At 62.1% G+C, this 24,224-nt stretch carries 25 protein-coding genes; 10 read left to right on the plus strand and 15 right to left on the minus strand.

The features are described from left to right. Nucleotides 1-555: an isopentenyl-diphosphate Delta-isomerase gene (gene idi / locus TM1040_RS02630; protein WP_011537057.1), complete on the minus strand. Its 555-nt coding sequence runs from the start codon at nucleotides 553-555 to the stop codon at nucleotides 1-3. 148 nt (nucleotides 556-703) lie between these two features. Beyond that, nucleotides 704-1,171 carry a c-type cytochrome gene (locus TM1040_RS02635; RefSeq protein WP_011537058.1) on the minus strand — a complete coding sequence of 156 codons (468 nt, stop codon included), beginning with the start codon at nucleotides 1,169-1,171 and terminating at the stop codon, nucleotides 704-706. A 593-nt stretch (nucleotides 1,172-1,764) separates the two neighbouring features. Between TM1040_RS02635 and TM1040_RS19900 the strand changes: the two genes are divergently transcribed. Further along, nucleotides 1,765-2,208, plus strand: coding sequence for a hypothetical protein (locus TM1040_RS19900; protein WP_011537060.1), 444 nt, complete (start codon nucleotides 1,765-1,767; stop codon nucleotides 2,206-2,208). A 3-nt stretch (nucleotides 2,209-2,211) separates the two neighbouring features. On the opposite strand, the gene TM1040_RS02640 is transcribed toward TM1040_RS19900, so the two are convergent. Genes TM1040_RS02640 through fghA form a run of 3 tightly spaced genes read right to left on the minus strand, consistent with a single transcriptional unit; the run spans nucleotide 2,212 to nucleotide 5,004 of the window. Beyond that, nucleotides 2,212-2,664 carry a YaiI/YqxD family protein gene (locus TM1040_RS02640; RefSeq protein WP_011537061.1) on the minus strand — a complete coding sequence of 151 codons (453 nt, stop codon included), beginning with the start codon at nucleotides 2,662-2,664 and terminating at the stop codon, nucleotides 2,212-2,214. Further along, complete coding sequence (gene sthA, locus TM1040_RS02645; RefSeq protein WP_011537062.1) at nucleotides 2,661-4,166, minus strand: Si-specific NAD(P)(+) transhydrogenase; 1,506 nt, start codon at nucleotides 4,164-4,166, stop codon at nucleotides 2,661-2,663. The genes TM1040_RS02640 and sthA overlap by 4 nt, the downstream gene beginning before the upstream one ends. Nucleotides 4,167-4,170: 4 nt before the next feature. Next, nucleotides 4,171-5,004, minus strand: a complete 834-nt coding sequence (gene fghA / locus TM1040_RS02650) for an S-formylglutathione hydrolase (protein ID WP_044026563.1) — start codon at nucleotides 5,002-5,004, stop codon at nucleotides 4,171-4,173. 228 nt (nucleotides 5,005-5,232) lie between these two features. Between fghA and TM1040_RS02655 the strand changes: the two genes are divergently transcribed. After that, entirely contained in the window at nucleotides 5,233-5,574 is a 342-nt protein-coding gene (locus tag TM1040_RS02655; protein ID WP_011537064.1) for a cupin domain-containing protein, read from the plus strand. A 16-nt stretch (nucleotides 5,575-5,590) separates the two neighbouring features. Here TM1040_RS02655 and TM1040_RS02660 read toward each other — a convergent pair whose 3' ends face one another. Further along, complete coding sequence (locus tag TM1040_RS02660; protein WP_011537065.1) at nucleotides 5,591-6,514, minus strand: AEC family transporter; 924 nt, start codon at nucleotides 6,512-6,514, stop codon at nucleotides 5,591-5,593. A 291-nt stretch (nucleotides 6,515-6,805) separates the two neighbouring features. Between TM1040_RS02660 and TM1040_RS02665 the strand changes: the two genes are divergently transcribed. The 3 genes from TM1040_RS02665 to TM1040_RS02675 all read left to right on the plus strand — a co-directional run bounded on the left by TM1040_RS02665 (nucleotide 6,806) and on the right by TM1040_RS02675 (nucleotide 8,694). Then, entirely contained in the window at nucleotides 6,806-7,456 is a 651-nt protein-coding gene (locus TM1040_RS02665) for a TetR/AcrR family transcriptional regulator (RefSeq protein WP_011537066.1), read from the plus strand. Nucleotides 7,457-7,600: 144 nt separating this feature from the next. Continuing rightward, nucleotides 7,601-8,305: an ArsR/SmtB family transcription factor gene (locus tag TM1040_RS02670; RefSeq protein WP_011537067.1), complete on the plus strand. Its 705-nt coding sequence runs from the start codon at nucleotides 7,601-7,603 to the stop codon at nucleotides 8,303-8,305. Nucleotides 8,306-8,355: 50 nt separating this feature from the next. Beyond that, nucleotides 8,356-8,694, plus strand: coding sequence for a DUF2794 domain-containing protein (locus TM1040_RS02675; protein WP_011537068.1), 339 nt, complete (start codon nucleotides 8,356-8,358; stop codon nucleotides 8,692-8,694). Nucleotides 8,695-8,843: 149 nt separating this feature from the next. Here the strand turns inward: TM1040_RS02675 and TM1040_RS02680 are convergent, their stop codons facing one another. The 3 genes from TM1040_RS02680 to TM1040_RS02690 all read right to left on the minus strand — a co-directional run bounded on the left by TM1040_RS02680 (nucleotide 8,844) and on the right by TM1040_RS02690 (nucleotide 11,511). Next, nucleotides 8,844-9,584 (minus strand): NlpC/P60 family protein, encoded by a 741-nt coding sequence (locus TM1040_RS02680; RefSeq protein ID WP_011537069.1) that lies wholly within the window; start codon nucleotides 9,582-9,584, stop codon nucleotides 8,844-8,846. Beyond that, a complete protein-coding gene (locus TM1040_RS02685) occupies nucleotides 9,581-10,999 on the minus strand; it encodes a leucyl aminopeptidase family protein (protein ID WP_011537070.1) in 1,419 nt (472 codons plus the stop codon). The genes TM1040_RS02680 and TM1040_RS02685 overlap by 4 nt, the downstream gene beginning before the upstream one ends. 131 nt (nucleotides 11,000-11,130) lie before the next feature. Beyond that, entirely contained in the window at nucleotides 11,131-11,511 is a 381-nt protein-coding gene (locus tag TM1040_RS02690; RefSeq protein WP_011537071.1) for a hypothetical protein, read from the minus strand. Between the two features lie 153 nt (nucleotides 11,512-11,664). Here TM1040_RS02690 and TM1040_RS02695 point away from each other — a divergent pair, with 153 nt between their 5' ends. Next, nucleotides 11,665-12,315, plus strand: a complete 651-nt coding sequence (locus tag TM1040_RS02695) for a carbonic anhydrase (RefSeq protein WP_011537072.1) — start codon at nucleotides 11,665-11,667, stop codon at nucleotides 12,313-12,315. A gap of 63 nt (nucleotides 12,316-12,378) precedes the next feature. On the opposite strand, the gene TM1040_RS02700 is transcribed toward TM1040_RS02695, so the two are convergent. Beyond that, complete coding sequence (locus tag TM1040_RS02700; RefSeq protein WP_011537073.1) at nucleotides 12,379-13,530, minus strand: DUF3095 domain-containing protein; 1,152 nt, start codon at nucleotides 13,528-13,530, stop codon at nucleotides 12,379-12,381. Between the two features lie 264 nt (nucleotides 13,531-13,794). Between TM1040_RS02700 and TM1040_RS02705 the strand changes: the two genes are divergently transcribed. From TM1040_RS02705 to TM1040_RS02720, 4 genes are all read left to right on the plus strand, one after another. After that, nucleotides 13,795-14,817: an aspartate-semialdehyde dehydrogenase gene (locus TM1040_RS02705; RefSeq protein ID WP_011537074.1), complete on the plus strand. Its 1,023-nt coding sequence runs from the start codon at nucleotides 13,795-13,797 to the stop codon at nucleotides 14,815-14,817. A 165-nt stretch (nucleotides 14,818-14,982) separates the two neighbouring features. Beyond that, complete coding sequence (locus TM1040_RS02710) at nucleotides 14,983-16,626, plus strand: DUF4139 domain-containing protein (protein ID WP_011537075.1); 1,644 nt, start codon at nucleotides 14,983-14,985, stop codon at nucleotides 16,624-16,626. 168 nt (nucleotides 16,627-16,794) lie between these two features. Further along, entirely contained in the window at nucleotides 16,795-17,118 is a 324-nt protein-coding gene (locus TM1040_RS02715) for a hypothetical protein (protein ID WP_011537076.1), read from the plus strand. A 143-nt stretch (nucleotides 17,119-17,261) separates the two neighbouring features. Next, on the plus strand, nucleotides 17,262-19,214 hold the full coding sequence (locus tag TM1040_RS02720; RefSeq protein WP_011537077.1) for an amidohydrolase family protein: 1,953 nt from the start codon (nucleotides 17,262-17,264) through the stop codon (nucleotides 19,212-19,214). Nucleotides 19,215-19,257: 43 nt separating this feature from the next. Here the strand turns inward: TM1040_RS02720 and TM1040_RS02725 are convergent, their stop codons facing one another. The 5 genes from TM1040_RS02725 to hpaD form a co-directional block, all read right to left on the minus strand. Beyond that, nucleotides 19,258-20,022, minus strand: coding sequence for an aldolase/citrate lyase family protein (locus TM1040_RS02725; protein ID WP_011537078.1), 765 nt, complete (start codon nucleotides 20,020-20,022; stop codon nucleotides 19,258-19,260). 12 nt (nucleotides 20,023-20,034) lie between these two features. Beyond that, nucleotides 20,035-20,835: a 2-oxo-hept-4-ene-1,7-dioate hydratase gene (hpaH, locus tag TM1040_RS02730; protein WP_011537079.1), complete on the minus strand. Its 801-nt coding sequence runs from the start codon at nucleotides 20,833-20,835 to the stop codon at nucleotides 20,035-20,037. Next, the gene (locus TM1040_RS02735; protein WP_011537080.1) at nucleotides 20,832-21,689 is read right to left on the minus strand and encodes a fumarylacetoacetate hydrolase family protein; all 858 of its coding nucleotides are present in this window, start codon (nucleotides 21,687-21,689) and stop codon (nucleotides 20,832-20,834) included. The genes hpaH and TM1040_RS02735 overlap by 4 nt, the downstream gene beginning before the upstream one ends. Then, complete coding sequence (locus tag TM1040_RS02740) at nucleotides 21,689-23,101, minus strand: pyridoxal phosphate-dependent decarboxylase family protein (RefSeq protein ID WP_011537081.1); 1,413 nt, start codon at nucleotides 23,099-23,101, stop codon at nucleotides 21,689-21,691. Before TM1040_RS02740 ends, TM1040_RS02735 begins: the two co-directional genes overlap by 1 nt. A gap of 77 nt (nucleotides 23,102-23,178) precedes the next feature. Then, the gene (hpaD, locus tag TM1040_RS02745; protein ID WP_011537082.1) at nucleotides 23,179-24,159 is read right to left on the minus strand and encodes a 3,4-dihydroxyphenylacetate 2,3-dioxygenase; all 981 of its coding nucleotides are present in this window, start codon (nucleotides 24,157-24,159) and stop codon (nucleotides 23,179-23,181) included. Between the last annotated feature and the right edge of the window lie 65 nt (nucleotides 24,160-24,224).

The following is a 24,224-nucleotide window of genomic DNA, read 5'->3' on the forward strand; positions in this document are numbered from 1 at the left end:
TCAGGGCTTTGCGGAGACGATCAGCTCGGGGCCAAAGATCACATCCGCATAGTCGGCCAGATAAATCTTGAGCCAGGGCGTGAACCGATCCGGATGGCGCTCCACCTCCGCCAAGAGGTCATGATAATCGACCCAGCGAGTCTCCATCACCTCTGCCGGATTTGGCGCCAGCCCAAGCGGTGCGAGCATATGGGCAAGGTAGACATCGACAACTTCGTGTTCAATAAGCCCGCCGCCCACGTCGGCGCGATACTCAAGCGTGTGGCGATACTCGGGATGCAGACCCTCCAGGCCCAGCTCTTCCCGAAGCCGACGCACCGCGCAGCGATCCGACGCCTCGCGCCACTGCGGATGGGTGCAGCAGGTGTTCGCCCAGAGACCGGGCGTATGGTACTTGCCCATCGCGCGCCGCTGCATCAGGATCTCGCGCCCCTGTACCACAAAAACGGACACGGCCTTATGTCGCATCCCCTCCTGATGGGCGCGCAGCTTGTCCACGGGCGTCAGGGTTCCATCAACCCATGCGGGGATCAGATCGGGGCGGCGCTCTGTCATGTCACTCCTGTCATTTGGCTGCCCAAGGGCCGCGTCAATCGCAGAGCATCTAGGGCAAGGGGCAGGGGATCTCAAGGGCGCGCCCTATGCCAGAGCACGCCACGCCCGAAAAGAGCGCGACGTTCCCTGCAAGTGTCCGGCGTTCTGTTCAGTCGCTGGCGTTCTCATTGTCGGAGGCCTCGGCCTCAGCCTCTGCCGGGGCGGGGCCAAATTGGGCGAGATAGGCATAGACATCCTCGCCACCGGTCTTCAGGCGAAAGGCCATTTTGGATTTGGCTTTGTTGTCTTCCAGGAATTCCCGCAAGAACCCCCGCGGGTCTGCGGTATATGCGGCAAATGTCTCAGCGTCCCAGACAAGACCGGCTTCGCCCGCTGCAACCAGGTCATCGCCATAGCGAAAATCCTCAACGGTGCCCGCCTGACGGCCCGCGATCCCCCAAAGATTGGGCCCGGTGCGCCCTCCTTTGGAGAGTGTTTCGCCTGTGTCAGAGACGATCTGATGGCAGGACTTGCATTTGTTGAACGCCTTTTGCCCGGCTTCGGGATCGCCTTCGGCCCATGCCGTGACGGGAAGCGTGAGGGCAAACACAATGGCTGTACTGAGAATCGATTTCATCAACTTGGCTCCTGTGCGGAAGAATCTCAGCACCAAGATCTGAGCCAACACAGCTCACTGTCAACGCGACATAAGCGACATGTGCCCGAATTCAGGGGGCTTGGGGGCTTTGCCCCTCTTGGCCTGCGGCCAATTCACCCCAGGATATTTTCAGTCAAAAGAAAGAAGGGCCCCCGCGTCTTCTTCTAACTCCAAATATCCCGGAGCGCGAGGCAGAGCCTCGCATCCCCGTTGCGTCACCAGCGCGCGCATTGGTGACGAGATTCAAATGCGCGCGGGGTATTTTGGTTTTGATCGCGATCTTTGCCGGGATGAAAACCGGCGACATCAGGAAACGGCTTCCCTTTGGGGAGCAGTGCAGAGATAACGTTGAGCACGCGGGAGGATACTCCCGGCCACCTCCGCCTTTGTGGCGGCGCCGCCATGCTTACACGCAGCTTCTATTGGATAACCTCAGGATCTCAGATCCACATCGGGAGCGAATTCGGACAGTGTCAGATCCCGGGATGACCGAGCGCCAGACCGGCGCGTCGGAGGTTGTCCTTGCGCCAGATTTCGACATACTGGCCAGAATATATTTGCAATGAGGTGACATGACAGAGCCGCTGCGCCCAACCGGTCCTCTGATCCGCAATCTACATTCGAGACGCGCACGGCAAAGGCTTGCCCTGGCGGAAGCCTATTCGCGCACCAGTATTCTTGCGAGTTTGGGGCGTGGATTGAGCGATGCGGTGGATTTCGTCCGCGACCCGGACGACGCATTTCTCGTCGTTTTGCACAATAGACTGGCAACTGCGTCCCGGGCGGCAAAGCGCGCAAATTGGCCGGGCGGCAGGCTATACAATCGTCTAGTTGGGGAAGATCCGAACTATGTTGAACTGTCAGGGTCACATATCGCCCATGTGCTGCAGCTCTTGGGGCGAGACTGTCCGGAAGGATTAGGACCACTACAATTCTATCATCTTCGCGTGGATGTGGTCAAAGACGCCATAGACGTATTAACGGCGTCCGTCGCACCCGCGAAAAGCGACGAATAACCGTTATCCCTTCGCCGCGCGGATTTCGCGTTCGAGGGCGTCGAGGAACCGCGAGCGGTCCGCCTTCGAGAACCCTTTGCCGCCGCCTTGCATGCCCAGGGGATTGGCGGCGCGCAGGTCGGCCATCAGGTCACGCATCGCCAGTTGCTGGCCGATATTGGCCTCGGTAAAGCGCTCTCCATTATGGCGCAGCACCCGCGCACCCGCCTCGATGCATTTGGCGGCCAGCGGGATGTCTCCCGTCACCACCACGTCGCCCGGCCCACAGCGTTCTGCGATCCACATATCGGCCACATCCGCGCCTGCATCCACGATGACGTTTTCCACCAGCGGGTTTTGCGAGGGCCGGAGGCCCCCGTTCGAGACCACAAACATGCGCCACTTGTGACGGGTGGCGACACGCTCTGCCTCGGCTTTGACCGGGCAGGCGTCTGCATCGATGTACAGCGCGCTCACTCTGGCGCCTTGTCCTTGGCCGCAGATTTGGTCTCGGTCTTTTTGGCCGGGGCTTTCTTGGCCTTTGAGGGCGCGCGCAGATCCTTGTATTCATCCGGGATTGGCATCCGGTTGAAGGCATCAAGCCCGGCGATCTTATAGGCCTCGGCCAGGGTCGGATAATTGAAGGTGTTCTGCACGAAGTAATCCACCGTGCCTTTGAGGTTCAGCACCGCCTGTGCGATGTGAATAAGCTCAGTCGCGCCTTCGCCGACGATCTGCACGCCCAGCACCCGGCGGGTCTTGAGCGAAAACAGCATCTTCAGCATGCCGTGCTCCAGCCCCATGATGTGCCCGCGCGAGGTTTCGCGGAACCGCGCGATGCCGACCTCATAGGGGACGCCGCGCTCTTTCAGCTCTTCTTCGGACATGCCGCAGGTGGACATTTCCGGCACTGAGTAGATGCCATAGGGGAACCAGGGGCTCTCGGGCACGGTGGGCACATCCATCGCATGACAGGCCGCAACCCGCCCCTGTTGCAGCGAGGTGGAGGCCAGCGATGGATGGCCGATCACATCGCCGGTGGCATAGATATGGGACACTTTGGTCTGATAGGTCTTGCGCTCCACCTCAAGGCGGCCGCGATGATCCGTCTCCAGCCCCACGGCCTTGAGGTTCAGGCGATCCGTGTTGCCCATGCGCCCGGCAGCAAACAAGAGCATCTCGCCACGCACGTGGCGGCCGTTTTCCAGCGTGACCTCAATGTGGCTGCCTTCGTCTTCGATGCTCTCAATCGCAGACCCCAGCCGCAGATCAACACCGTTTTCGCGGATCTGGTGGGTGAACTCCTGGATGAGCGTGCGGTCGATGAAATCAAGGAAGGTGTCGCGCGGCTCGATCAGGGTGACGCGCACATCAAGCGCCGAGAACATGGTCGCGTATTCGACACCGATGACGCCAGCCCCCACTACAATGAGCGAGCGCGGGATTTCCGCCATTTCGAGGAATTCGTCGCCGTCTACGACGGTTGTGCCGTTGAAAGGCACGCTGTCGGGGCGATAGGTGCGGGTGCCGGTGGCGATCAGGAATTTCTCGCCGGTGACGCGGGTGGTGTCGCCGGCCTCGACTTCGACCTCGACTTCGTTGGGGCCGGTGAAATGCGCCATGCCCGCCAGCATATCGACGTGGTTGCGGTTGAACTGGTGCTCGAGCACGTCAACCTCGTGATCAAGCGTCATATGCAGGCGGGCCTTCAGGTCTTCGGCCTTGATCTGGTCCTTCACGCGGTAGGCGCGGCCATAGAAACTGCGCTCGCGCCAGCCGGTAAGGTTCAGCACGGTTTCCCGCAGGGTCTTTGAGGGCACCGTGCCGGTATGGACAGAGACCCCGCCCAGGCGATCCTTGCGGTCGATCACCAGCACGCGGCGCTTGAGCTTGGCGGCCTGAATGGCGGCGGTGCGGCCGGAGGGGCCGGAGCCGATGACGATCAGGTCATAGTCATATTGGGGCGTGGTCTCGGTCATGATGTTACTCCCGATAGAGGGCGTCGGCGTGGAAGGAGACATGCTCCTCCATGAAGGTGGAGACAAAGAAGTAGCTATGGTCATAGCCCTTCTGCATTCGCAATGTGGCCTCCTGACGGCGGGTGGCAATCGCTTCGGCCATGCTTTCGGTTTTCAAGAGATCCCCGAACTGGTCGGCGGTGCCGGTGTCGATGAGGACGGGGCCGTCAAACCCTGCTTCGCGCATCAACAGCGTGGCATCATGCTTGGCCCATGCGGTCTCATCATCGCCCAGATAGGCCAAAAGCTGCTTGCGGCCCCAGTCGCTGTTGGTGGGGTTGCAGATCGGCGCAAAGGCGGAAACGGACCGGAACCGACCCGGCAGGTTCATCGCCAGCGTCAGCGCGCCGTGCCCGCCCATGGAGTGTCCGGTGATCGCCTGACGGGACATGTCGAGGTTGAAATTGGCGCCAAGCAGCGCGGGCAGCTCTTCGGCCACATAGTCCCACATCTGGAAATGCGGCTTCCAGGGGTCCTGGGTGGCGTTCACATAAAACCCAGCGCCCTGTCCCAGATCATACGCCTCGTCATTGGCAACGCCTTCGCCGCGCGGCGAGGTGTCGGGAAAGACAATGGCGATCCCCTGCTCGGCACACCAGGCCTGCGCGCTGGCCTTTGTCATGGCGTTTTCATGTGTGCAGGTCAGGCCCGACAGATACCACAACACGGGCACGGGGCCATCCTTGGCCTCCTCGGGGAGGAACAGGCCAAAAGTCATCTCGCAATTGGTGCTGCTGCTTTTGTGGCGGTAGACACCCTGCACGCCCCCAAAGGCGCGGTTTTCGGACACGGTTTCCAGTGACGGTTCCATCCAAGCTCTCCTCGAAATCGGTGTTGGCCCATCGCTAACGGGGTGCGGCGGATTAATCCAGAGCCGGGACGCCGCCTTGAACCCTTTTTGCGCCAGAAGGTTGCGATTGATTGAAGATCGCGTTTCCAAAGCGCGACTCTCTTGCCCGCCGAGGCTGGACAGGGCGCGCGCAAGCATGGAGAACAGAGCGCACGCATGACGCATAAGGAAGACCAGATGACCCACTTTGAACGCCTCACCCCCGCCGCAGCCACCCCCGAAGAGGAACGCCCCGCGCCGGAAAAGCTGCTGGCTGGTGATCCCGTCTTCACAACGTGGAATGTGGAGGAGGTGGACGGGCTATATTGCGGCATCTGGCAGTCCACGCCGGGAAAGTGGCGGATTTCGTACGATGAATGGGAATACTGCCGCATTCTCGAAGGGCGCTCCATCATCACCAGTGAGGATGGCACTGAATATCCGCTGAGCGCAGGCGACAGTTTCATCCTGCGTCCCGGATTCAAGGGCACATGGGAAGTTCTTGAAACCACCCGCAAGGACTATGTGATCCGTCTGTGACGACTCGGACCTGTCGTCACGACACCCAGGCGATCACCAGCGGCACCGTCACGATTGAAACCACGGTCGAAATCAGGATCGCTGCCGAGGCCCGTTGCGGAGCAACGCCATAGTGTTGCGCCAGCATGTAGACATTGCCGGCAACCGGCAGCGAGGCGGCGGAAATCGCCACCGCTGCTGAAAACGGCGTGACAGGCATCAGCCACAAGACACCCGCTGCGACACCAAGGGGGTGCAACACCAGTTTTGCAAAAGAGAGCCAGCCTGCGACCTCCACCCGCTCGGCGGATTTGGAGGCAAGCGAGGCACCAATTGCAAAGAGCGCACCCGGTGTCGCGGCCCCGCCCAGAATGGCGAGAAAGTCATTCATCGGCGCCGGGATCGGCACTTCACCAGCGGACCAGGCCAGCCCCGCAACGATCGACAGGATCATTGGGTTCCGCAGCAGCCCCATGCCCACCAGCTTGAATGTCCCCAGACTGAGACCCGCACCCCGATGCGCGTTGATGAGCACCACGATCAGCGAAGAAAACACCACCAGATCCACAGCGAGCACCAGCATCATCGGCCCGACGGCGGCTTCGCCAAAGAGGATCACCATCATCGGAATGCCAAGAAAGCCGACATTGCCGATGGCCGCGCATTGGGCCTCGACGGCGGCGGTCGACATGTCCTGCCGCCTCAGCACCGCCACCACGGTCGCCACCAGATAGACACCAAGGGTCCCGGCGAGATAGCCAAGGATCAGGTTGGGGTCGAAAATCTCCGTGACCGAGAGATTGGCCGCAAAGCGAAAGATCATCGCGGAGAGAGGAAAGAAAAAGACGAATTTTGTCAGATAGGCCGTCGCCTCATCGGTAAAAAACCGTGTCCGCCCCGCCCAATAGCCAAGGCCGATGATTGCAAAGAACGGAAGCGTGCGAAAGAAAATCTCAGCCATATCGGGGATTGGTAACGTCAGCTGACCAGAAGAAAAAGACTTTTTGTAGCCCCGCCCCCGCCAGATCACGCGAGTGTCGCTTTCCTGCTGGCTTTGAGTGCGCTATGGCTGAAGAACTGCATGCCGCCACTTGCCCCGCAGGCGGGTTGAGCCGCAGAGCGGGCGCACCCCTCTGGATCGGTCTTCAATCGCCGGTTCCGCGGCGCGGTGGAATGCAGAAGACGGATGTGGAACGCAGCCACACCACGAGGCAAGGGACGGCCTCGGCTGCGTGCGAGGAGGGTGGACAGAGTGACGAACCAACACGCTTCTGCGGTGCGCAGAGGGCGGAAGTTTGACCAGGTGCTGGATGGGGCGCGCAAGGTCTTTTTGACAGACGGGTTTGAAGGCGCAAGCGTCGACGATATCGCGCGCGAGGCAGGCGTGTCCAAGGCGACGCTTTATAGCTATTTCCCCGACAAACGCCTGTTGTTCATGGAAGTGGCGCATAGCGAGTGCGCCCGCCACGCCACCCAGCAGCTCGACATCCCCGCCGGCTCCAGCCCGCGCCAGGTGCTGACGCAGGTTGCGCGCCATATACTGCGGGTGATCCTGTCGGATGTGGGCCAGAAGATCTATCGGATCTGCGTGGCAGAGACCGAGCGCTTCCCGGATCTTGGACGTGAGTTCTTTGCCAGTGGCCCGAAGGTGGAGCGCGAGAGGTTCAAGGAATACCTGCAGGCCGCAACCGCACGCGGGGAGTTGCGGATCGAGGATTTTGATCTGGCGGCGGAACAATGGGCGGCGCTTTTGCGCATGGATCTGTTCCCGCGGATGATCTTCAATCTGCGCGACAGCGTGACGGACTCCGAGATCAACCGCGTGGCCGAGGGTGCCGTGGATATGTTCCTCGCCTGCTATGGCGTTTCTCAGGCCGGGGACGCCGCCTCTGATCGACCCTAACGGGCCTGAGACGGGTCAGAGACGGGGCTGAGGCGAGCGGTCGGACGCCATGGTGCTGGTGTGACCTCTGCGGCGTCGAACACTTCGGCGCTGGGCGAAGTGTTTGCGTTGGGCAAGGGCTGCCATTCCCGCTAGGGTCAGCATATGGTTACACCGCGTTTTGACATCATCGGGCAGGCGATTTCCGATGCCAGCCGCACCCGGATGCTCTGCGAGCTGATGGAGGGGCGGTCCTTTACCAACAAGGAGCTTGCCAGCGCCGCCGGCGTGACGCCGCAGACGGCCACGGCGCATCTGCGGCTTTTGCAGGATGCGGGCCTCGTGGTGGCGGAGAAACGTGGCCGCTGTGTCTTTCACCGATTGGCGGGGCCCGAGATCGCCCAGGCGCTCGAGCAGCTGGCCGCTATTGCGCCCCGCGACAGTCTTTATCGTGCGCAAAAGCGCAAGGCGGGGGGGCTTGCGCAGGTGCGCAGCTGTTACGACCATCTGGCCGGACCGCTGGCAGTGGCGATGACGGATGCGTTGATTGCGCGAGGGCATCTGCGCGAGGAAGGCGGCGGGTTTCATCCCGTCGCGGGTGAAATCTGGGCAGCGCTTGGTGTTTGTCTCCCGGAGGGTTCCACGCGCGCGCCTTTTGCCCGTCCCTGTATGGACTGGACCGAACGGCGGTTGCACATCGCGGGGGGCATGGGGCGGCAGATCTTGACCCACGCGCTGGAGGCGGGCTGGCTGCGCCGCCCGGTGAATGGGGCGGAGCGCGCACGCGGACTGGAGGTGACAGCCCCTGGCCAGCGCGCTCTGCATACGCGGTTGGGGATCGGGGCGGATGTGGCCGGGCTGCTGTGTTAAAGCGCTAAAATGGGCTTGATTTGCGGCGCAAATAGGCTGACCTTGAAGGCATGAACCAACAAAACACCGGCGCATTCCCGTCATCGCCCGAGCAGGTCGTCTTTCACCGACGTGAGCTTTCCGTGATCATGTCGCTCTATGGCCGAATGGTTGCCGCTGGCGAATGGCGCGACTATGGCTTGTCCCATCTGCGCGAGATGGCGGTGTTTTCTGTCTTTCGCCGCACCGCTGAAAACCCGCTTTACCGGATCGAAAAACGCCCAAAGCTGCGCAATCGGCAGGGGCAATACTCCGTGGTGGGCATGGATGGGCAGATCCTCAAGCGCGGCAATGATCTGAAAACGGTGCTGCGTGTGCTGGAGCGTAAACTGATCCGAGTGGTGGACTGACTGCACGCGTCACAGATTCCTTCGGGGTGAAGGGTGGCCGTGGCCGCGCGGAGCCCTTGGCTCCGCGCGGCCACGGCCCGGATCGGATCGCTGCGCGATCCGATCCGCCTCGACATCACGCAGTCGATTTGAGTGGCTCCCGACAGGTGTCAGGTCAGGCGTTTATGCGCCGTTACCGGCCCGTCGCCCTGTTCTGCGATACGGGTGATCGCGGATTGAAGCGGCTCCAGCGTCACCGCCATCGAAAAAGCGTTGGCATGCAGCAGCGTGAGCGGGTCGCGCACCCAGCCCACATGGCCTTTCCAGAACAGCAAATCGCCCCGTTCATAGGGGGTGCCATCTGGCAAGGTCTGCCCAAGCGCGGTTTCCTGCGGTCCGCTGTCACCGGGGCAGGCAATCGCGCAGGCATGACAGGAAAGCTGCACCAGCCCCGAGCAATCAATGCCAAAGCGACTGTTGCCCCCCCAGAGATACGGTGTGCCCAAAAGCGTTTCGGCCACGGCCACGGGATCGGACGCGCGCTGCGCCAGCGGCATGAGATGCGCCAGCGGCACAAACCCTTGATCAGTCTGTGCAAATCGCCCCTCAGAACCGCTCACCACCACCTGGCTGCCGAGGCTGAGCGACACAAGGTCCGGCGATTTGAAATCCGCCTTTGTGTAGGCGTGGGTCGCCGGGGCGCTGACCCAGTGGGTCGGCGTCAATGGCTCTGCCAGGGCGGTCCCCGGAACCCAGCCCTGATAGCCGTCTTTTTCGGCACGCAGGTGGCACCAGCCGTCAGAGGTCGCGAGGATCTCGACGGTGTCGCCAAGCAGCAGCTGTCGATCGCGGGCGCCCGCAGGAGCCGCGCACAGATCGACGACGGGGCGGTCAATGCGGGCGCGGGTCATGACAGACCCAGCAGTTCTGGCAGAGCCTGATAAAGCGCCCGCGTGCCTTGACCGACGCCGCCCTTCGGGCGGGCGGGCTGGTTCGACTGGCTCCAGCCAAAGACATCAAAATGCATGTAGCGCGCCTCATCCGCAAAACGGCGCAGGAACAGGGCCGCTGTGATCGCCCCGGCAAAGCCGCCTGCTGGCGCATTGTCGAGATCGGCAATCCCGGGTTCGATCATGGCCTCGTAAGCGTCGTGAAAGGGCAGGCGCCAGACCGGATCCGCCGCGTCCTGTGCCGTGCTCGAAAGGGTCACCGCATCGCCTTCGCGGTCGGTGAAGAAGGGCGCTATGTCGGCCCCCACGGCCACCCGCGCCGCACCGGTCAGCGTCGCCATGGAGATCAGCAGATCGGGCGTCTCTTCCTGGGCAAACGCCAGCGCATCGGCGAGCACCAGCCGCCCCTCGGCATCGGTATTGTTGATCTCGACCGTGAGCCCCTTGCGCGAGGTCAGAATATCACCCGGGCGGAAGGCCGGGCCGGAGATCGCGTTCTCCACCGCCGGGATCAGCACCCGCAGCCGAAGCTTGAGGCCCGTCGCCATGATCATATGCGCAAGGCCCAGGACATTGGCGGCCCCGCCCATGTCTTTCTTCATCAACGCCATGCTGGCTCCGGGTTTGAGATTGAGACCACCGGTGTCAAAACACACCCCCTTGCCCACCAGCGTCAGCGTTGGGCCTTCGCTGCCCCAGCGCAGATCGATCAGGCGCGGCGCGCGCTCGGCCGCGCGGCCCACCGTGTGAATGAGCGGAAAATTTTGCTCAAGAAGATCCGCGCCCACAATGCTGCGCACCTCTGCCCCATGGGCTTCGGCCAGCGACTCGACGGCCCCTTGCAGCTCTGCGGGTCCCATGTGTTCGGCGGGCGTGTTGATGAGCGTGCGGGTAAAGGTCTCGCCCGCCGCCATCGCCTCGATCCGGGCTGCGTCCACGCCATCCGGGGCCACAAGTCGTGCTTTGGCACCGGTGTTTTTGGCGTAGCGATCAAAGGCATACTGCGCCATGAGCCAGCCAAAACACTCAACCTCGAGCGACAGATCTGCGGGCAGTTCAGAGGCCAGCGAATAGGTGCTCTCCGGCAGTTTGGCCGCCGCAGCCGCCAGCAGGAAGCGCTGACGCTGGCGACTCTTGGGGGTGCCTGCGCCGATCAGCGCGCCACGAAGGCTGCCATCCGGTCCCGGCAGAACAACCACCTGTCCCCAGGACGCGCGAAATCCCATGCTGCGCACCCAGCCTGCGGTGGCGCCGTCCTGTTCGGCAAGCCAGGCGTCCAGCGTGCGTTCGGTCACGATGTGAAGGGGAAGGGCCGCATCGGTTGCGGCTGCAAAGGTCGGTACGGCCAGATTGGGCACGGCAAAATGGGGCTGCATGGACAGGTCCTCTTAATATGGCTTGGGTCTATCACCTCTTGCCACCAGAGTATCCGTCGCAGCCGCCGCCGCAAGCCCAACCGGGCCGAACTCGAAACCTACATGGATGCGCCGCTCAGGCGGCGGGTCCGTCAGACCGTCAGGTCGTGTTGTTCCCAAACCGCAGTCAGAGAGCTTTCTCCCACGCGGATCAGGCGGAACAATGTTGCCGCCACCGCCGGTGAGTCATCGGCATCAATGGCGTCGGTTACATCGCGCGCAATATTGGCCATGGCCATCATGCCGATCTGTTCGGAAATCGCGATCAGCGAGCGCGCGCTCTTGCGCAGATTATCAATATCGTCCTGGCGCCACAGGCGTTCGCAATGCGTCAAGCGCACGGCAAGCTCCTCAATGGCGCGACAGACCACGTCTTCGGCACTGGTTTCCCCAAGCTGCGAATAGAGTTCGCTGAGCTTTTTCGGGTCCAGATGGACGTTTTCCCTATGTTTGACTGTCAGTATGTTAGCCACCACAATTCACCCCGTATTCGGTATGCCCCCACGGCATGCGTCCAATTTGCGCCGCACTGGTTGTCAAAAGGTTTCCAAGCGCTGCGTAAATCTCTCGAATTTGGTGAGAATTGCGGTTATCAACCCCGTCAGTCGACAACCCGAGGTGAACTCATGGATTACGCAAAGCCCTTGCCGCACTACCTGGTAACTCGTTACCACGGCTGGAAGGCCACCTCTTATGAGGAGAACCAGGGCTGGTATCGTCGGCTCGCCAAAGAGGGTCAGCGCCCGCGCGCCATGGTGATTTCCTGCTGCGACAGCCGGGTGCATGTGACCTCGATTTTTGGCGCCGATCAGGGCGAGTTCTTTATCCACCGCAATATCGCAAATCTGGTGCCACCCTATGCGCCCGATGGCGACCATCACGGCACCTCGGCCACGGTGGAATATGCGGTGACGGTGCTCAAGGTGGCGCATCTGATCGTGCTCGGTCACTCGCAATGTGGCGGCGTGCAGGGCTGTATCGACATGTGCAAGGGCCATGCGCCCGCGCTTGAGGAAAAGACCAGTTTCGTGGGGCGTTGGATGGACATCCTAAAGCCCCGGTTTGCCTCGGTCGAAGACATTGCAGACCCCGATGAGCAAGCGCGCCAGTTTGAACGTCAGGCGGTGGTGGCGAGCCTCGAGAACCTGATGACTTTTCCCTTTATCGACAATGCCGTAAAGGCGGGAGAGCTCAGCCTGCACGGGCTTTGGACCGACATTGGGGAGGGCGGTCTGGAGTGCTACGACCCAAAATCAAACAGCTTTCTTCAGGTCTGAACATAGCGCGAGATCGCGCGCATCCTGCCGGATCGCAGCTCGCGGGGGGGGCGCATGGGCAGGTCAGTCCCGCGCGGCGCCCTTGAGCATCTGCGCAGCCTGCGCGTAGCCGCCTGATGCGCCATCGACAAAATGCATGTGGTCGTCCTGCAAGGGCGAGGGGACGATGCAGGTCACAAGCGCTTCGGCCTGAACATGCAACCCATAGCGCGCGACCCCCTCGGCCTGCGCCTGTTTCAGCAAACGCTCGAGCGTTGTGCGGGTTTTGGCGTCGCAGTCCAGAGTCATCTTCAACCCGTCGTCAAATTTTCGGAAATCTGCGTTTGTCGCAATCGTGCTGCGGTAGTGTATCGGGTCAAAAGACCCGGCCGGGCGCCCGCGCAGGAATATCAGACCTGCAAAAGCGGACTGAAAAAACAGCATCAATTTGCGCAAAATTGCGGGGGCATTGCCGCGCAGCAACCTGGCTTCAATCCCCAGTCCGGGCGGCGGGAATCTGAGCTTGGGACCGATGGCCGGCAGCGGATGGCCGGCGCGCTCGGTCTGGGACACTTCGGACAGAATCCGTGCCACCAGAGCATCAAAGGCAGCAGGATCGGTGTTGGCATGCGGCAGCACCAGAAGTGACAGGATCTCGCCATTGACGGCGGGCACATTGTCCCAGCGGCACGAGAGCCCTTCAAGATCAGGGGGGGCGACCGGGTCGGCGGCAGGGATCTCGTAGCGGCCCGCTTTCATCTCTTCCTCGAGCCACGCCAGCCCCCCGCCGTCAAACATGGCGTAATCCAGATGCGAGGAGGCGGCAAAGCGTGCCACCCGCACATCCCGCCCTGCATCGCGCAGGTCCGCCACCGGCAGAAGGGCGGCGCGCAAGGCGACATCAAACTCCTGTGCCACCCAGGCGCGCAGTTTGGCCAGCTCTTGACGCGCGCGATCTGCCAGATGCGGCGGCACCGCAAACGACGTGCCATCGCCGCCGAAGACAAAGGGAAAAGGCGCATGGTCAAAGGCATTCATAAGCGCAGCGATCGCCGATGCGCCGATCATATTGACGGTTTTATACTGCCCGCGTGCCAGCAGGCCGGTGGAATCGACAATATCGCAGCAGCCCACGTACCACTCCTCCGGCAAGGGGGTGAAGCGGGTGCCGCCAGTCAGATTTTCAAAGGTCTGAACCTTCTGGAGGGAGTCATAAAACGGGTCCGCGCGGGTCATGGCGTGCCTTCTTTAAACCTGCCAATTCTGGCAATAATCAACCGTGAACTGGCGCGCAAACCCGCTACGACAAGCTGCGCTCGCGCAGCTGTGACAGGTTGAAACCGCACCGCGTCGGGACTTTTGTCATGAAAAGCGAAATTTATGTGGAACAAAACCGCCGTCCGCGCAGTTTTGGTCCAAATCGCGCCTTTTAATGCAGGCGCAGAAACTATATTACACCGCGAGCCGGTCATGGGGCCGGACAGAATTGGAGAAACTAACATGGGTTATCGCGTCGTTGTCGCCGGCGCCACGGGGAACGTGGGCCGTGAAATGCTGAACATCCTGGCCGAGCGCCAGTTCCCGGTGGATGAGATTGCCGTTCTGGCATCCCGTCGTTCGCTGGGTACTGAGGTCACATTTGGCGACAAGACCCTGAAGACCCAGGATCTCGACACCTTTGACTTCACGGGGTGGGACATGGCGCTCTTTGCCATTGGTTCGGACGCCACGAAGAAATACGCGCCCAAGGCGGCGGCGGCGGGCTGTGTCGTGATCGACAACTCTTCGCTTTATCGCTACGACCCGGATATTCCGCTGATCGTGCCCGAGGTGAACCCGGAGGCCGTGCACGGCTATTCCAAGAAGAACATCATCGCCAACCCCAACTGCTCCACCGCGCAGATGGTTGTGGCGCTGAAGCCCTTGCATGACCGCGCCAAGATCAAACGCGTTGTGGTCTCGACCTACCAGTCTGTTTCCGGCTCCGGCAAGGACGCCATCGACGAGCTCTGGGATCAGACCAAGGCGCATTACAATCCGACCGACGATTACCAGCGCAAGGTCTACCCCAAGGACATCGCCTTCAACGTGATTCCGCATATCGACGTGTTCCTCGACGATGGCTCCACCAAAGAAGAGTGGAAGATGGTTGCGGAAACCAAGAAGATCGTGGACCCGTCCATCAAGCTGACCGCGACCTGCGTGCGCGTGCCGGTGTTTGTGGGCCATTCCGAGGCGATCAACATCGAGTTTGAGGACTTCCTTGATGAAGACGAGGCCCGCGACATCCTGCGCGAGGCACCGGGCATCATGGTGATCGACAAGCGCGAAGACGGCGGCTACGTGACGCCGAAAGAATGCGTTGGCGATTTTGCGACTTTCATCAGCCGCATCCGTCAGGACTCGACGCTGGATAACGGCCTGAACCTGTGGTGTGTGTCGGACAACCTGCGCAAGGGCGCCGCCCTCAACGCCGTGCAGATCGCAGAGCTGTTGGGCCGTGAAGTCCTGAAGAAGGGCTGATCGCCAGATAGAGAGAAGGGCACGCCCGACCTCTCGGTCGGACGGTGAGTGACCTTCTATCGGCAAAGACATGACTATCGAGAGGCGTCCCACTGGGGCGCCTCTTGCGTTTTCCTCCCGAGCAGAAGACGCTCGGTGCATCCTATTGTCAGCTCGGTGATTTTGATGCGCTTTGTTCTCTCTTCTGTCCTTGTTGGGGCTGCGGCCCTGTTGTCCACGACCGCATTGGCGGAGACCTTCACCGCCGCAAGCCGCGTCAGCGCGGTGACCGTCTATCCCAGCGAGGCATTGATGACCCGCACCGCCGAAGTGACGCTGCCCGCAGGCCGTCACCGGATCATCATCACGGGAATGCCCTTTGTGGATGAGGTGGAAACCCTGCAGGTGACGCATCCCGGCGTGCGCCGGGTCGGGCTGTATCTGCGCGAGAGTTTTCCGGTTCTCGAGGAGACCGCGACCCCCGAACAGGCCACGGCTGAGGCTCGGGTGGCGGAGATTGAGGACCAGATAGATGCGCTGCGCCAGACCGCAGAGGAGGCGCGACTGGCGGCGCAGGGCGCCGAGGCAGCGATCGCCTTTCTGAGTGCCCTTAACCGGGGCGAGGGAGCGGCACTGCCCGACCCCGATCAGTTGCGCGCACTGGTGAGCACGGTGCGCGAGGAAACCTCCGAGGCACGCGAGACCATTTTGCGGGCCAAAGCGCAGGAGCGCGGGTTTCAGCGCCAGATGAAGGATCTCGAGGCCGAGCTGGCCCGGGCGCAGGCGGAGCTTCGGGCGCTGTCGCAGCAGGATGAAGAACAGATGTTCCTCGCACTGGATGTCGAGGCGGATGAAGAAGTGACGGTACCGCTCAGCCTAAGCTACCCCAATGATGCGGTGTCATGGGGGCCGTCTTATGCGTTCAATCTGCAAACAGGCACCTCGCCAGAGGTCACTTTGCGCCGGGATGTGATGATCCAGCAGGCCACTGGCGAGGATTGGGTGGATGTGGCGCTGCGGGTCTCGACCTCGACCCCGGATCAGAGGATCAACCCACATGACCTGCGTCCCAATCGGCGTTGGATCGAGGACGAGCAACAGGCCAAACAGCGTTTCACCTCAGAAAGCCGGGTGATGAGCGCCGCCGAGCCGATCGTCGAGGCCCCGATCATCGTCGAGGACACAGGTGCCTCCTTTGGTGTCGTCGCCAGCGAGGCAGGGGTTTCTTACAGCTTTGATGTGCCTGTCAGCCTGCGCTCGGGGGCGGAGTTGGCCTATCTCACCCTGCCGGATGTCACGTTTGAGGCTGAGGTCTTTGCCCAGGCCGTGCCACGCCGCGATCCGACCGCCTTTCGCATTGCGCGCATCGTGAACACCAGTGGCGAGGAGCTGTTGGCAAGTTCGACCACGCGCTATTTTGTTGATGGCGACCTTGTTGGATCTGGGCATTTCGCGGGGCTCACGCCCGACGCCGAGCTCGATCTGGGTTTTGGCCCGATTGATGGCCTGCGCCTCAAACGGGACCTTCTGGATCAGAGCGAAGGTGGGCGCGGCGTGATCTCGCGCAGCAACCAGCGCGATATGGTGGCCGAGATCGAGGTGGAGAACCTGACCGGTCAGGACTGGCCGCTGCGCGTTCTTGATCTGGTGCCCTTCAGCGATCAGGAGGATCTGGAGATCACATGGTCTGCAACGCCCGCGCCCTCCGAGGAAAACGTCGACAAACAGCGCGGAATCCTCGCCTGGGATCTCGATGTGTCGGCAGGAAAGACGCGCACCATCAGCCTCAAGACCCGCCTGAGCTGGCCTGAGGGCATGGTCCTGCGCTGAGCGTCGCGCGCGGGTCGCCGGCCTGTTGCAACCCGCAGGACACCGCCCGCGCGCTCGTTCTAAAGTATATCAAACTCTTCCTTTGCGCCCCGGACCCAACCTTTGAACGCCCCATTTTCGCCACGCCCCAGGGTAATCTGAACCCGGAGTGGATGAGAGGGTGAAGAGATGACCTATCGTGATGACAAGACCGACAACGAAGACCTGGCCTATGGACAGACCCCCTGGGGTTGCGCAAGCACGCGCAAGCGTCTCGACTCGGAATCGATGATGCTCCTGCGCGCAAATCTGAGCGAGCCGCTCAACCGCGCGGACAGCTGGCCGACCCTGCGTGAACTGCTGCGCGGCAAAGGGTTTGACATGAAGCGTCGCGAAGGCCGCCTGCGTTTGGTGGATCTCCAAAGTCGGGTTGAAATCTGCACCTTTGGGCTCTTGGGGCATCCGCGCGCGGAGCTTGAAAAGCGTTTTGGCGCGCCGATGCAGGCGCATTGATCCGCCGGAAATTGGCAAGGCCGCTCGGGGACGTGAGCGGCTTTCGCACCTGTTGAATTTTGCAATTTTTGGTTGTGCCTTGCCCGATAGGCGCACCTGTGAGACCCTAGAAGCATCTCGATCATCAGCTGGGAGGTGCAGGGATGTTGGGTACTCATCTGAAATTGGGGCTGATGTCCCTCTGTGCGGCCACCGTTGCCATGGGCGCGGCGGCGCAGGACGTGGCGGACACGATATATACGGGCGGACCCGTGCTGACGATGGACGACAGCGCGCCGCGGGCCGAGGCGCTGGCAGTGCGCGAGGGGCGCATTGCGGCGGTTGGTTCCACCGAGGCCGTGATGGCGCTGCGCGGCGAGAGCACCCGTGTGATCGACCTCGAAGGGGCTACCCTGCTGCCGGGTTTTGTGGATGCACATGGCCATGTGGCGGCAATCGGCCTGCAGGCCATGGCGGCCAATCTCTTGCCCGCACCGGATGGGCGGGGCAACAGCATCGCCGAGCTTCAGGATATTCTACGCGACTTTATCGATGCTCAGCCCGAGCGGGTGGAGCGTTTTGGCGCTGTGATCGGGTTTGGCTATGACGACTCTCAGCTGAGCGAGCTGGCGCATCCGACGCGTCATGATCTCGATGCGGTTGCGGCGGATATTCCGGTCTATATCGTGCATCAGTCTGGCCATCTCGCGGTTGCCAATACCGCGGCGCTTGCGCTTGCGGGCATCACCGCCGAGAGCGAAGAGATGCCTGGCGGTGTGATCCGGCGCGAGGCCGATGGCAAAACCCCGGACGGGGTGCTCGAGGAAACCCCGCATTTTGTGGCGCTTGGCCGAATCCTCGGCGGGCTTGACGCGGAAGGCTCGATCGAGATGGTCCGCGCGGGCGTCGATCTCGTTGCCTCATATGGCTACACCACTGCACAGGAAGGGCGCGCGAGCACCGGGCAGGTGCAGATGATGCAGGCGCTGGCCGCGCAGCCGGATGGGCTGAAGGTCGATGTGGTGGCCTATCCCGACATCCTGATCGACCGTGATTTTATTCTGGAAGAACAGTCATTTGACTATGAGAACGGGCTGAGGGTCGGCGGCGCGAAGCTCACGATTGATGGCTCTCCGCAGGGGTTTACCGCCTGGCGGGACAAACCCTACTATGCGCCTCCGCCGCAGATGCGCAGCGACTATGTGGGCTATCCGGCGGCCAGCCCGGATCAGGTGTTTGACGCCATCGACTGGGCCTATGAGAACGACGTTCAGATCCTCACCCATTCCAATGGCGAAGCCGCCAGCGACCTGCTCTTGGCGGCAACGGGCGCAGCGGCCGAAAAGCACGGCAATGACGACCGCCGCTCGGTGCTGATCCATGGCCAGTTCCTGCGCGAGGATCAGGTGGACCGCATCAAGGCGCTCGACATCTTTCCCTCGCTCTTTCCCATGCACACGTTCTATTGGGGCGACTGGCATCGCGACCGCACCGTGGGGCCCGAGGCTGCGGATAATATCTCGCCCACCGGTTGGGTTCTGAAACGCGGCATGCGGTTCTCCACCCATCATGATGCGCCGGTCGCCTTTCCCGACTCGATGCGGGTGCTTGATGCGACCGTGACCCGGCGCAGCCGCAGTGGCGACATCATCGGTGCTGCGCATAGGGTTGACCCGATGACGGCGCTGAAGGCGATGACGATCTGGCCCGCATGGCAGCATTTTGAGGAAAACACCAAAGGCTCGCTCGAGGTGGGCAAGCTGGCGGATCTGGTGGTGCTTTCGGCGGATCCCACCGCGATCGATCCGGAAACCATCGATCAGATCCGGGTGCTGCGCACCATCAAAGAAGATGAGGTGGTCTATGACGCCTCCGAACGCGACGAGGGCTCCCTGTTGCAGTGGCGCCCGGTGCCGGGACGGATCGACACTGGCTCGGAAATGCTGCGCCGGGCGGCCCTGATGCGGGAAATCCCCCAGGACCTGAGCGGGGTGCGCCGCCGGGTGGCGCTGCGGGCGGGCAGCGGGCCGACCCATGGCGCGACCTGCGTCTCGGGGTATCTCTTTGCGACGCTCACGCCGGGGTTTGAGCGGGCCAAAGACAGGTTGATCCCCTGATCAGACAGGGTTGGGCAGTCCACTGGTGGACTGCCCAATCAAATCAGCGCCATTTTGCCGCCAGTGTCCGCGCGCCCTGCGCCAGCACCAGCACATCCAGCCCTACCGCCAGGAATTGCGCGCCCATGTCCGAATAGGCCTGCGTGGCCTCATCGGTGACGCCAAGGATCCCCGGCGCCTTGCCCGCGGCCTTGATCCGCGAGATCGCATCCGCAATCACCGCGCGCACCTCGGGATGGGCAGAGTTGCCCTGATGCCCCATATCGGTGGAGAGATCCGCAGGGCCGATAAAGATCCCGTCGATGCCCTCCACGGCAAGGATGTGATCGAGGTTTTCAATGCCCTTGCGGTTCTCCACCTGCAGGAGAACGCAGATTTGCGCATCCGCTGTGGCGATGTAATCCGGCGTGGTGCCAAAGCGTGTCGCGCGCGCTCCGGCTGCGCCGACCCCGCGTGTGCCATGGGGCGGGTAGTGGCAGGCGCGGACCAGCTCGGCGGCCTGTTCGGCAGTTTCCACCATCGGCACCAGCACGGTCTGCGCGCCCGCATCCAGCACCTGTTTGATGATCCAGGCCTCGCCGATCGGGACCCGCACCACCGGTTCCGCCGGCGAGGTTGCCAGCGCCACCAGCTGATCGCGGATCGAGCGGATGTCGTTGGGGGCATGTTCGCCATCGACCACCAGCCAGTCAAAGCCTGCAGTGCCCATGACTTCGGTGGTGACGGCCTCGCCAAAGCTGCACCAGCAGCCGATCTGGCGCTGGCCATCCTTGAGGGCCTCTTTGAAACGATTGATCGGCGCGGCCATATCTAACCTCTTTTATGAAAACGAAATTTCTACCGAGCCGAAATCCGCGAAATCGGCATGGATCTGGGTGCCGGGTGGGCATTCCACAGGGCGGATGAACGACCCGGAGAGGACGATATCGCCTGCCTCGATCTGTTGTCCATAGTCCGCCATGCGCCGTGCAAGCCACAGCACGGAGGTCACAGGATCGTCCAGAACGCCCGCGCCCAATCCGGTTTCCTCGACCACGCCATCGCGTTTCAGGATTGCGCCGACGCGGCGCAGATCAAAGGCGTCGATCGCGTGTTTGGCCTTGCCCATCACGATGCCCGCATTGGCGGCGTTGTCGCTGATGGTGTCGGTGATAATGCGGGCCTGCCCCGTGGCGGGATCGGCGCGCAGGATACGGGTGTCGAGGATCTCCAATGACGGGGCAACATACTCGGTGGCCTTCAGGATGTCGTCGTGGGTGCAATCGCGGCCCGCGAGCGGCGCTTTCATCACAAAGGCGATCTCGGCCTCGACGCGGGGTTGGATAAACCGCCCCTCTGGTACGGTGCTGGCATTTTCAAACACCATATCATCGAGGAGCACGCCCGAGTCCGGTGTGGTGATATTCAGCGCCTGCTGCATGGCGCGGCTGGTGAGGCCGATCTTCCAGCCGATTTTGCGGCGACCTTGCGCCAGTTTCTGCGTCACCAGCGCCTTTTGCACCGCATAGGCATCCTCCAGTGTCATGCCCGGATAGGCGAGCGACAAGAGCCCGCATTGCTGGCGTGTTTCCTCGGCGCGCAGCAGCTGGGCGGCGGCCTCGGCGTGTTGATCCGGCGTCATGCCTCATCCTCTACTGCGTTGCGCAGAATGCCGATGCCTTCACCCTCGACCTCGATCACGTCGCCGGGTTTGAGGAACTTTGGCGGATCAAACCGTGCGCCTGCGCCGGTGGGGGTGCCGGTGACGATGATGTCGCCCGGAACCAGCGTGGTAAAGGTGGAGATATAGGCGATCTGACGGCGGATCGGGAACAGCATCCGGGAGGTGCGATCATCCTGACGCAACTCGCCATTGACCTTGGTGGTGATGCGCACGTCATCAAGCTGCGCGGGCGCGGTAAAGGGCACCAGCCACGGGCCGATGGCACCGGAGCTGTCCCAGTTCTTGCCCTGCGTCACGTTGAATTTGGCATGGCGCACCCAGTCGCGGATTGTGCCTTCATTACAGAGGGTTATCGCGGCAATGTGGTCATAGGCGTCTGCCTCAGAAATGCGGCGTCCGCCCTTGCCGATGACGATGGCGATCTCGCCCTCGTAATCCAGTTGCGGGCTTTCCGGCGGGCGGATCAGCGGGTGGTTCGCCCCGGTAAAGCTGCGCGCAAATCGTGGAAACAGCGACATGTTGGGGGGGGCGTCCTGTCCGTCCTTATATTCCGCGTTGCGGTTGGGAAAGTTGACACCAACGCAGATGATTTTTTCCGGGCGGGGCACCGGGATCTGATAGGTGATCTGGTCGAGTGGATGGGTCACATCCCGCCCCTTCGCCGCTTGGGCAAGGGTGTGAAGACCCTTGTTTTCAATCACTTCGCGTAGGGTGGGCCACTCGGGGAACTCCGGCGATAGGGCGATTGCGCCTGCGTCGGTGATGACACCGTAAAAGGTTTCAGTCGCGGCGGTGTAGGTGGCAAAACGCATCAGGTCAGTCCTCTTGCGATTTCTGTGATCACATCATGGGCGAGCATGATGTCAGCCTCGGTGGTTTCAAACGCGCCCGCCTGAAACCGGATCACCAGCACGCCGTCCACGCGGGTCTGGGTGAGGTAGATGCGGCCGTCGTCGTTGATCCTGTTCACGAGTTCGAGGTTCAGCGCATCGAGATCCGTGGCCCCATCAGGCGCGTAGCGGAAGGTCCAGAGCGACCACATCGGCGGGGTGACGATTTCAAAATCCGGCTCTTGCGCAAGCGCGTCGTGAAGCTGGCGCGACCATGCAACGTGATTGCGGATGCGTTGGCGCAATCCTTCAAGGCCATAGGTGCGGATCAGGAACCAGATCTTTAGCGCGCGGAAGCGGCGGCCCAGGGGGACCGACCATTCGGAATAGTTGATGATGCCGTCGTGACCGTGGGTCTTGAGGTATTCCGGGCTGATGGCGAGGGTGCGCACCAGATCGTCCGCGTTCTTAAGGAAATGCGCCGAGCAATCAAACTGCGCGCCGAGCCATTTATGCGGATTGAAAACGATGCTGTCTGCGCCCTCAATGCCCGGCCAATACGCGCGGAACTCCGGGCAGATCATCGCGGAACCGGCCCATGCCGCGTCCACATGGGTATAAAGCCCATGATTCTGCGCCACCTTGATGCAGTCCGCGATGGGGTCCGTGGCGCCGGTGCCGGTGCCGCCCACACAGAGGATGACGCCAGCGGGTTGAAGGCCTGCGGCCTTGTCCGACTGGATCGCAGTCTCAAGCGCTGCGGGATCCATGCCGCGCCAGTCGCCCTTGATGGGTACGCGCACGAGGTTGGCCTGACCGATGCCCGCAACCCAGATCGCACGGTCCACCGAGGTGTGCACCTCGGACGAACAATAGATCCGCAAGGTCGGCTGGCCCGCGAGCCCCTGTTGATTGCCCTGCCAGTTCAAGGCCCGTTCGCGCATGGTGAGCACCGCAGCAAGGGTCGCCGAAGAGGCGCTGTCCTGAATGACGCCGCGAAATTCGCTCGGCAGGCCAAGGGATTGGCGCAGCCAGTCCATCATCCGGGTCTCCATCTCGGTCGCCGCCGGAGAGGTCTGCCAGAGCATACATTGCGGCGCGATGGCGGAGGTCAGGAATTCCGCCAGCACCGAGGGCGCGGCGGCGTTGGAGGCGAAATAGGCAAAGAAGCGCGGGTGCTGCCAATGGGTGATGCCGGGCATCACCTTTTCCTCAAAATCGGCAAAGATCGTCTCCATCCCCTCGCCCTGTTCCGGCGGTGTTTCGGGCAGGGCGGTCAGCATATCACCGGGTTTGGTCTGCGCGCGCACCGGGCGCTCGCCCACGGTGAGGTGATAGTCCTGCGCCCAATCGGCGACCTTGCGGCCCCAGGATGCAAAATCGGTCCAGTTCATTTTGTGCTCCCTTGTTCGTGCCCAAGGCACGGACAGCGCCCGACCTTCCCAGGATCGGGCGCTGTCCCTTTGTCTTCTTACGGCGCGATGATCGGTTGTGCTTTGAGATCACTGTCGCGTGTTTCGGCCCCGTCGAACAGGGAGCCTTCTTCGAACCAGCTGCGCGGTGCGGGTGCGCCCCAGAGGGTCTGGCGCTGCGGGTCGGTGAGGGACCATTTGATCGGCTCCAGATCCGCATCGCAGGTCTGATAGTCCGAGCAATAGATTTCGATCCGGTGGCCGTCGGGGTCGCGCACATAGAGGAAGAACGCGTTGGAAATGCCGTGGCGGCCGGGGCCGCGTTCGATATTGGCGACATAGCCGGTGGTCGACATCAGATCGAGGAGGTCGATGATGTTGAGCGGGGTTGGTACCCAAAAGGCGGTGTGATGCAGACGCGGGCCGGTTCCATTGGTGAAGGCCACATCATGCACGCCGCCCTTGCGGTGCATCCAGGCTGCCCAGACGCGGCCGGAGTCGTCATCCTCGGTATATTCGGTGACGCGAAACCCCATCTCGCCGTAGAAGGCCACCGCCGCGTCGACATTGGCCGAAAACATGTTGAAGTGGTCGATGCGGAGGGGTTTCACGCCATTATAGAGCCTGTACTGCTGATGTATCGGCGGGAGGCGGTCCATCTTGACGTAGAACTCCAGCGGCACACCCCATGGATCGCGGGTGCGCAAGCTCGGCCCCATGAAGGGGCGTTCGATCCACTCCACCGGCAGGCTTTTGCCCTCGAAAAAGGCGGCGGCCTTCTCAAGATCCGGCGTGTCATAGAGTTTGAAGCCGAGGCACGCGACGCCCGCGTGGTCGGATTGGCGCAGGATGATGCAGTGGTGGCCGCGTTCTTCCATGGCGCGCAGATAAATCCGGCTGTCGTCCTCATGAGTGACCTGCAGGCCGAGGATGTCGACGTAGAAGGTGCGGGAGGCCGCAAGGTCGGTGACGCCGTATTCCACATGGCTGAGGCGGGTGATGTTGAAGGGCGGATAAAGATTTGCGGCGGGAATGGGCATGTCGGGTCTCCTCCGAATGGACAGGCCGAATGTTAGGGCGACATACGAGGGGCTCTGCCCCTCGC

This window comes from Ruegeria sp. TM1040, from assembly GCF_000014065.1.
GTDB lineage: Bacteria > Pseudomonadota > Alphaproteobacteria > Rhodobacterales > Rhodobacteraceae > Epibacterium.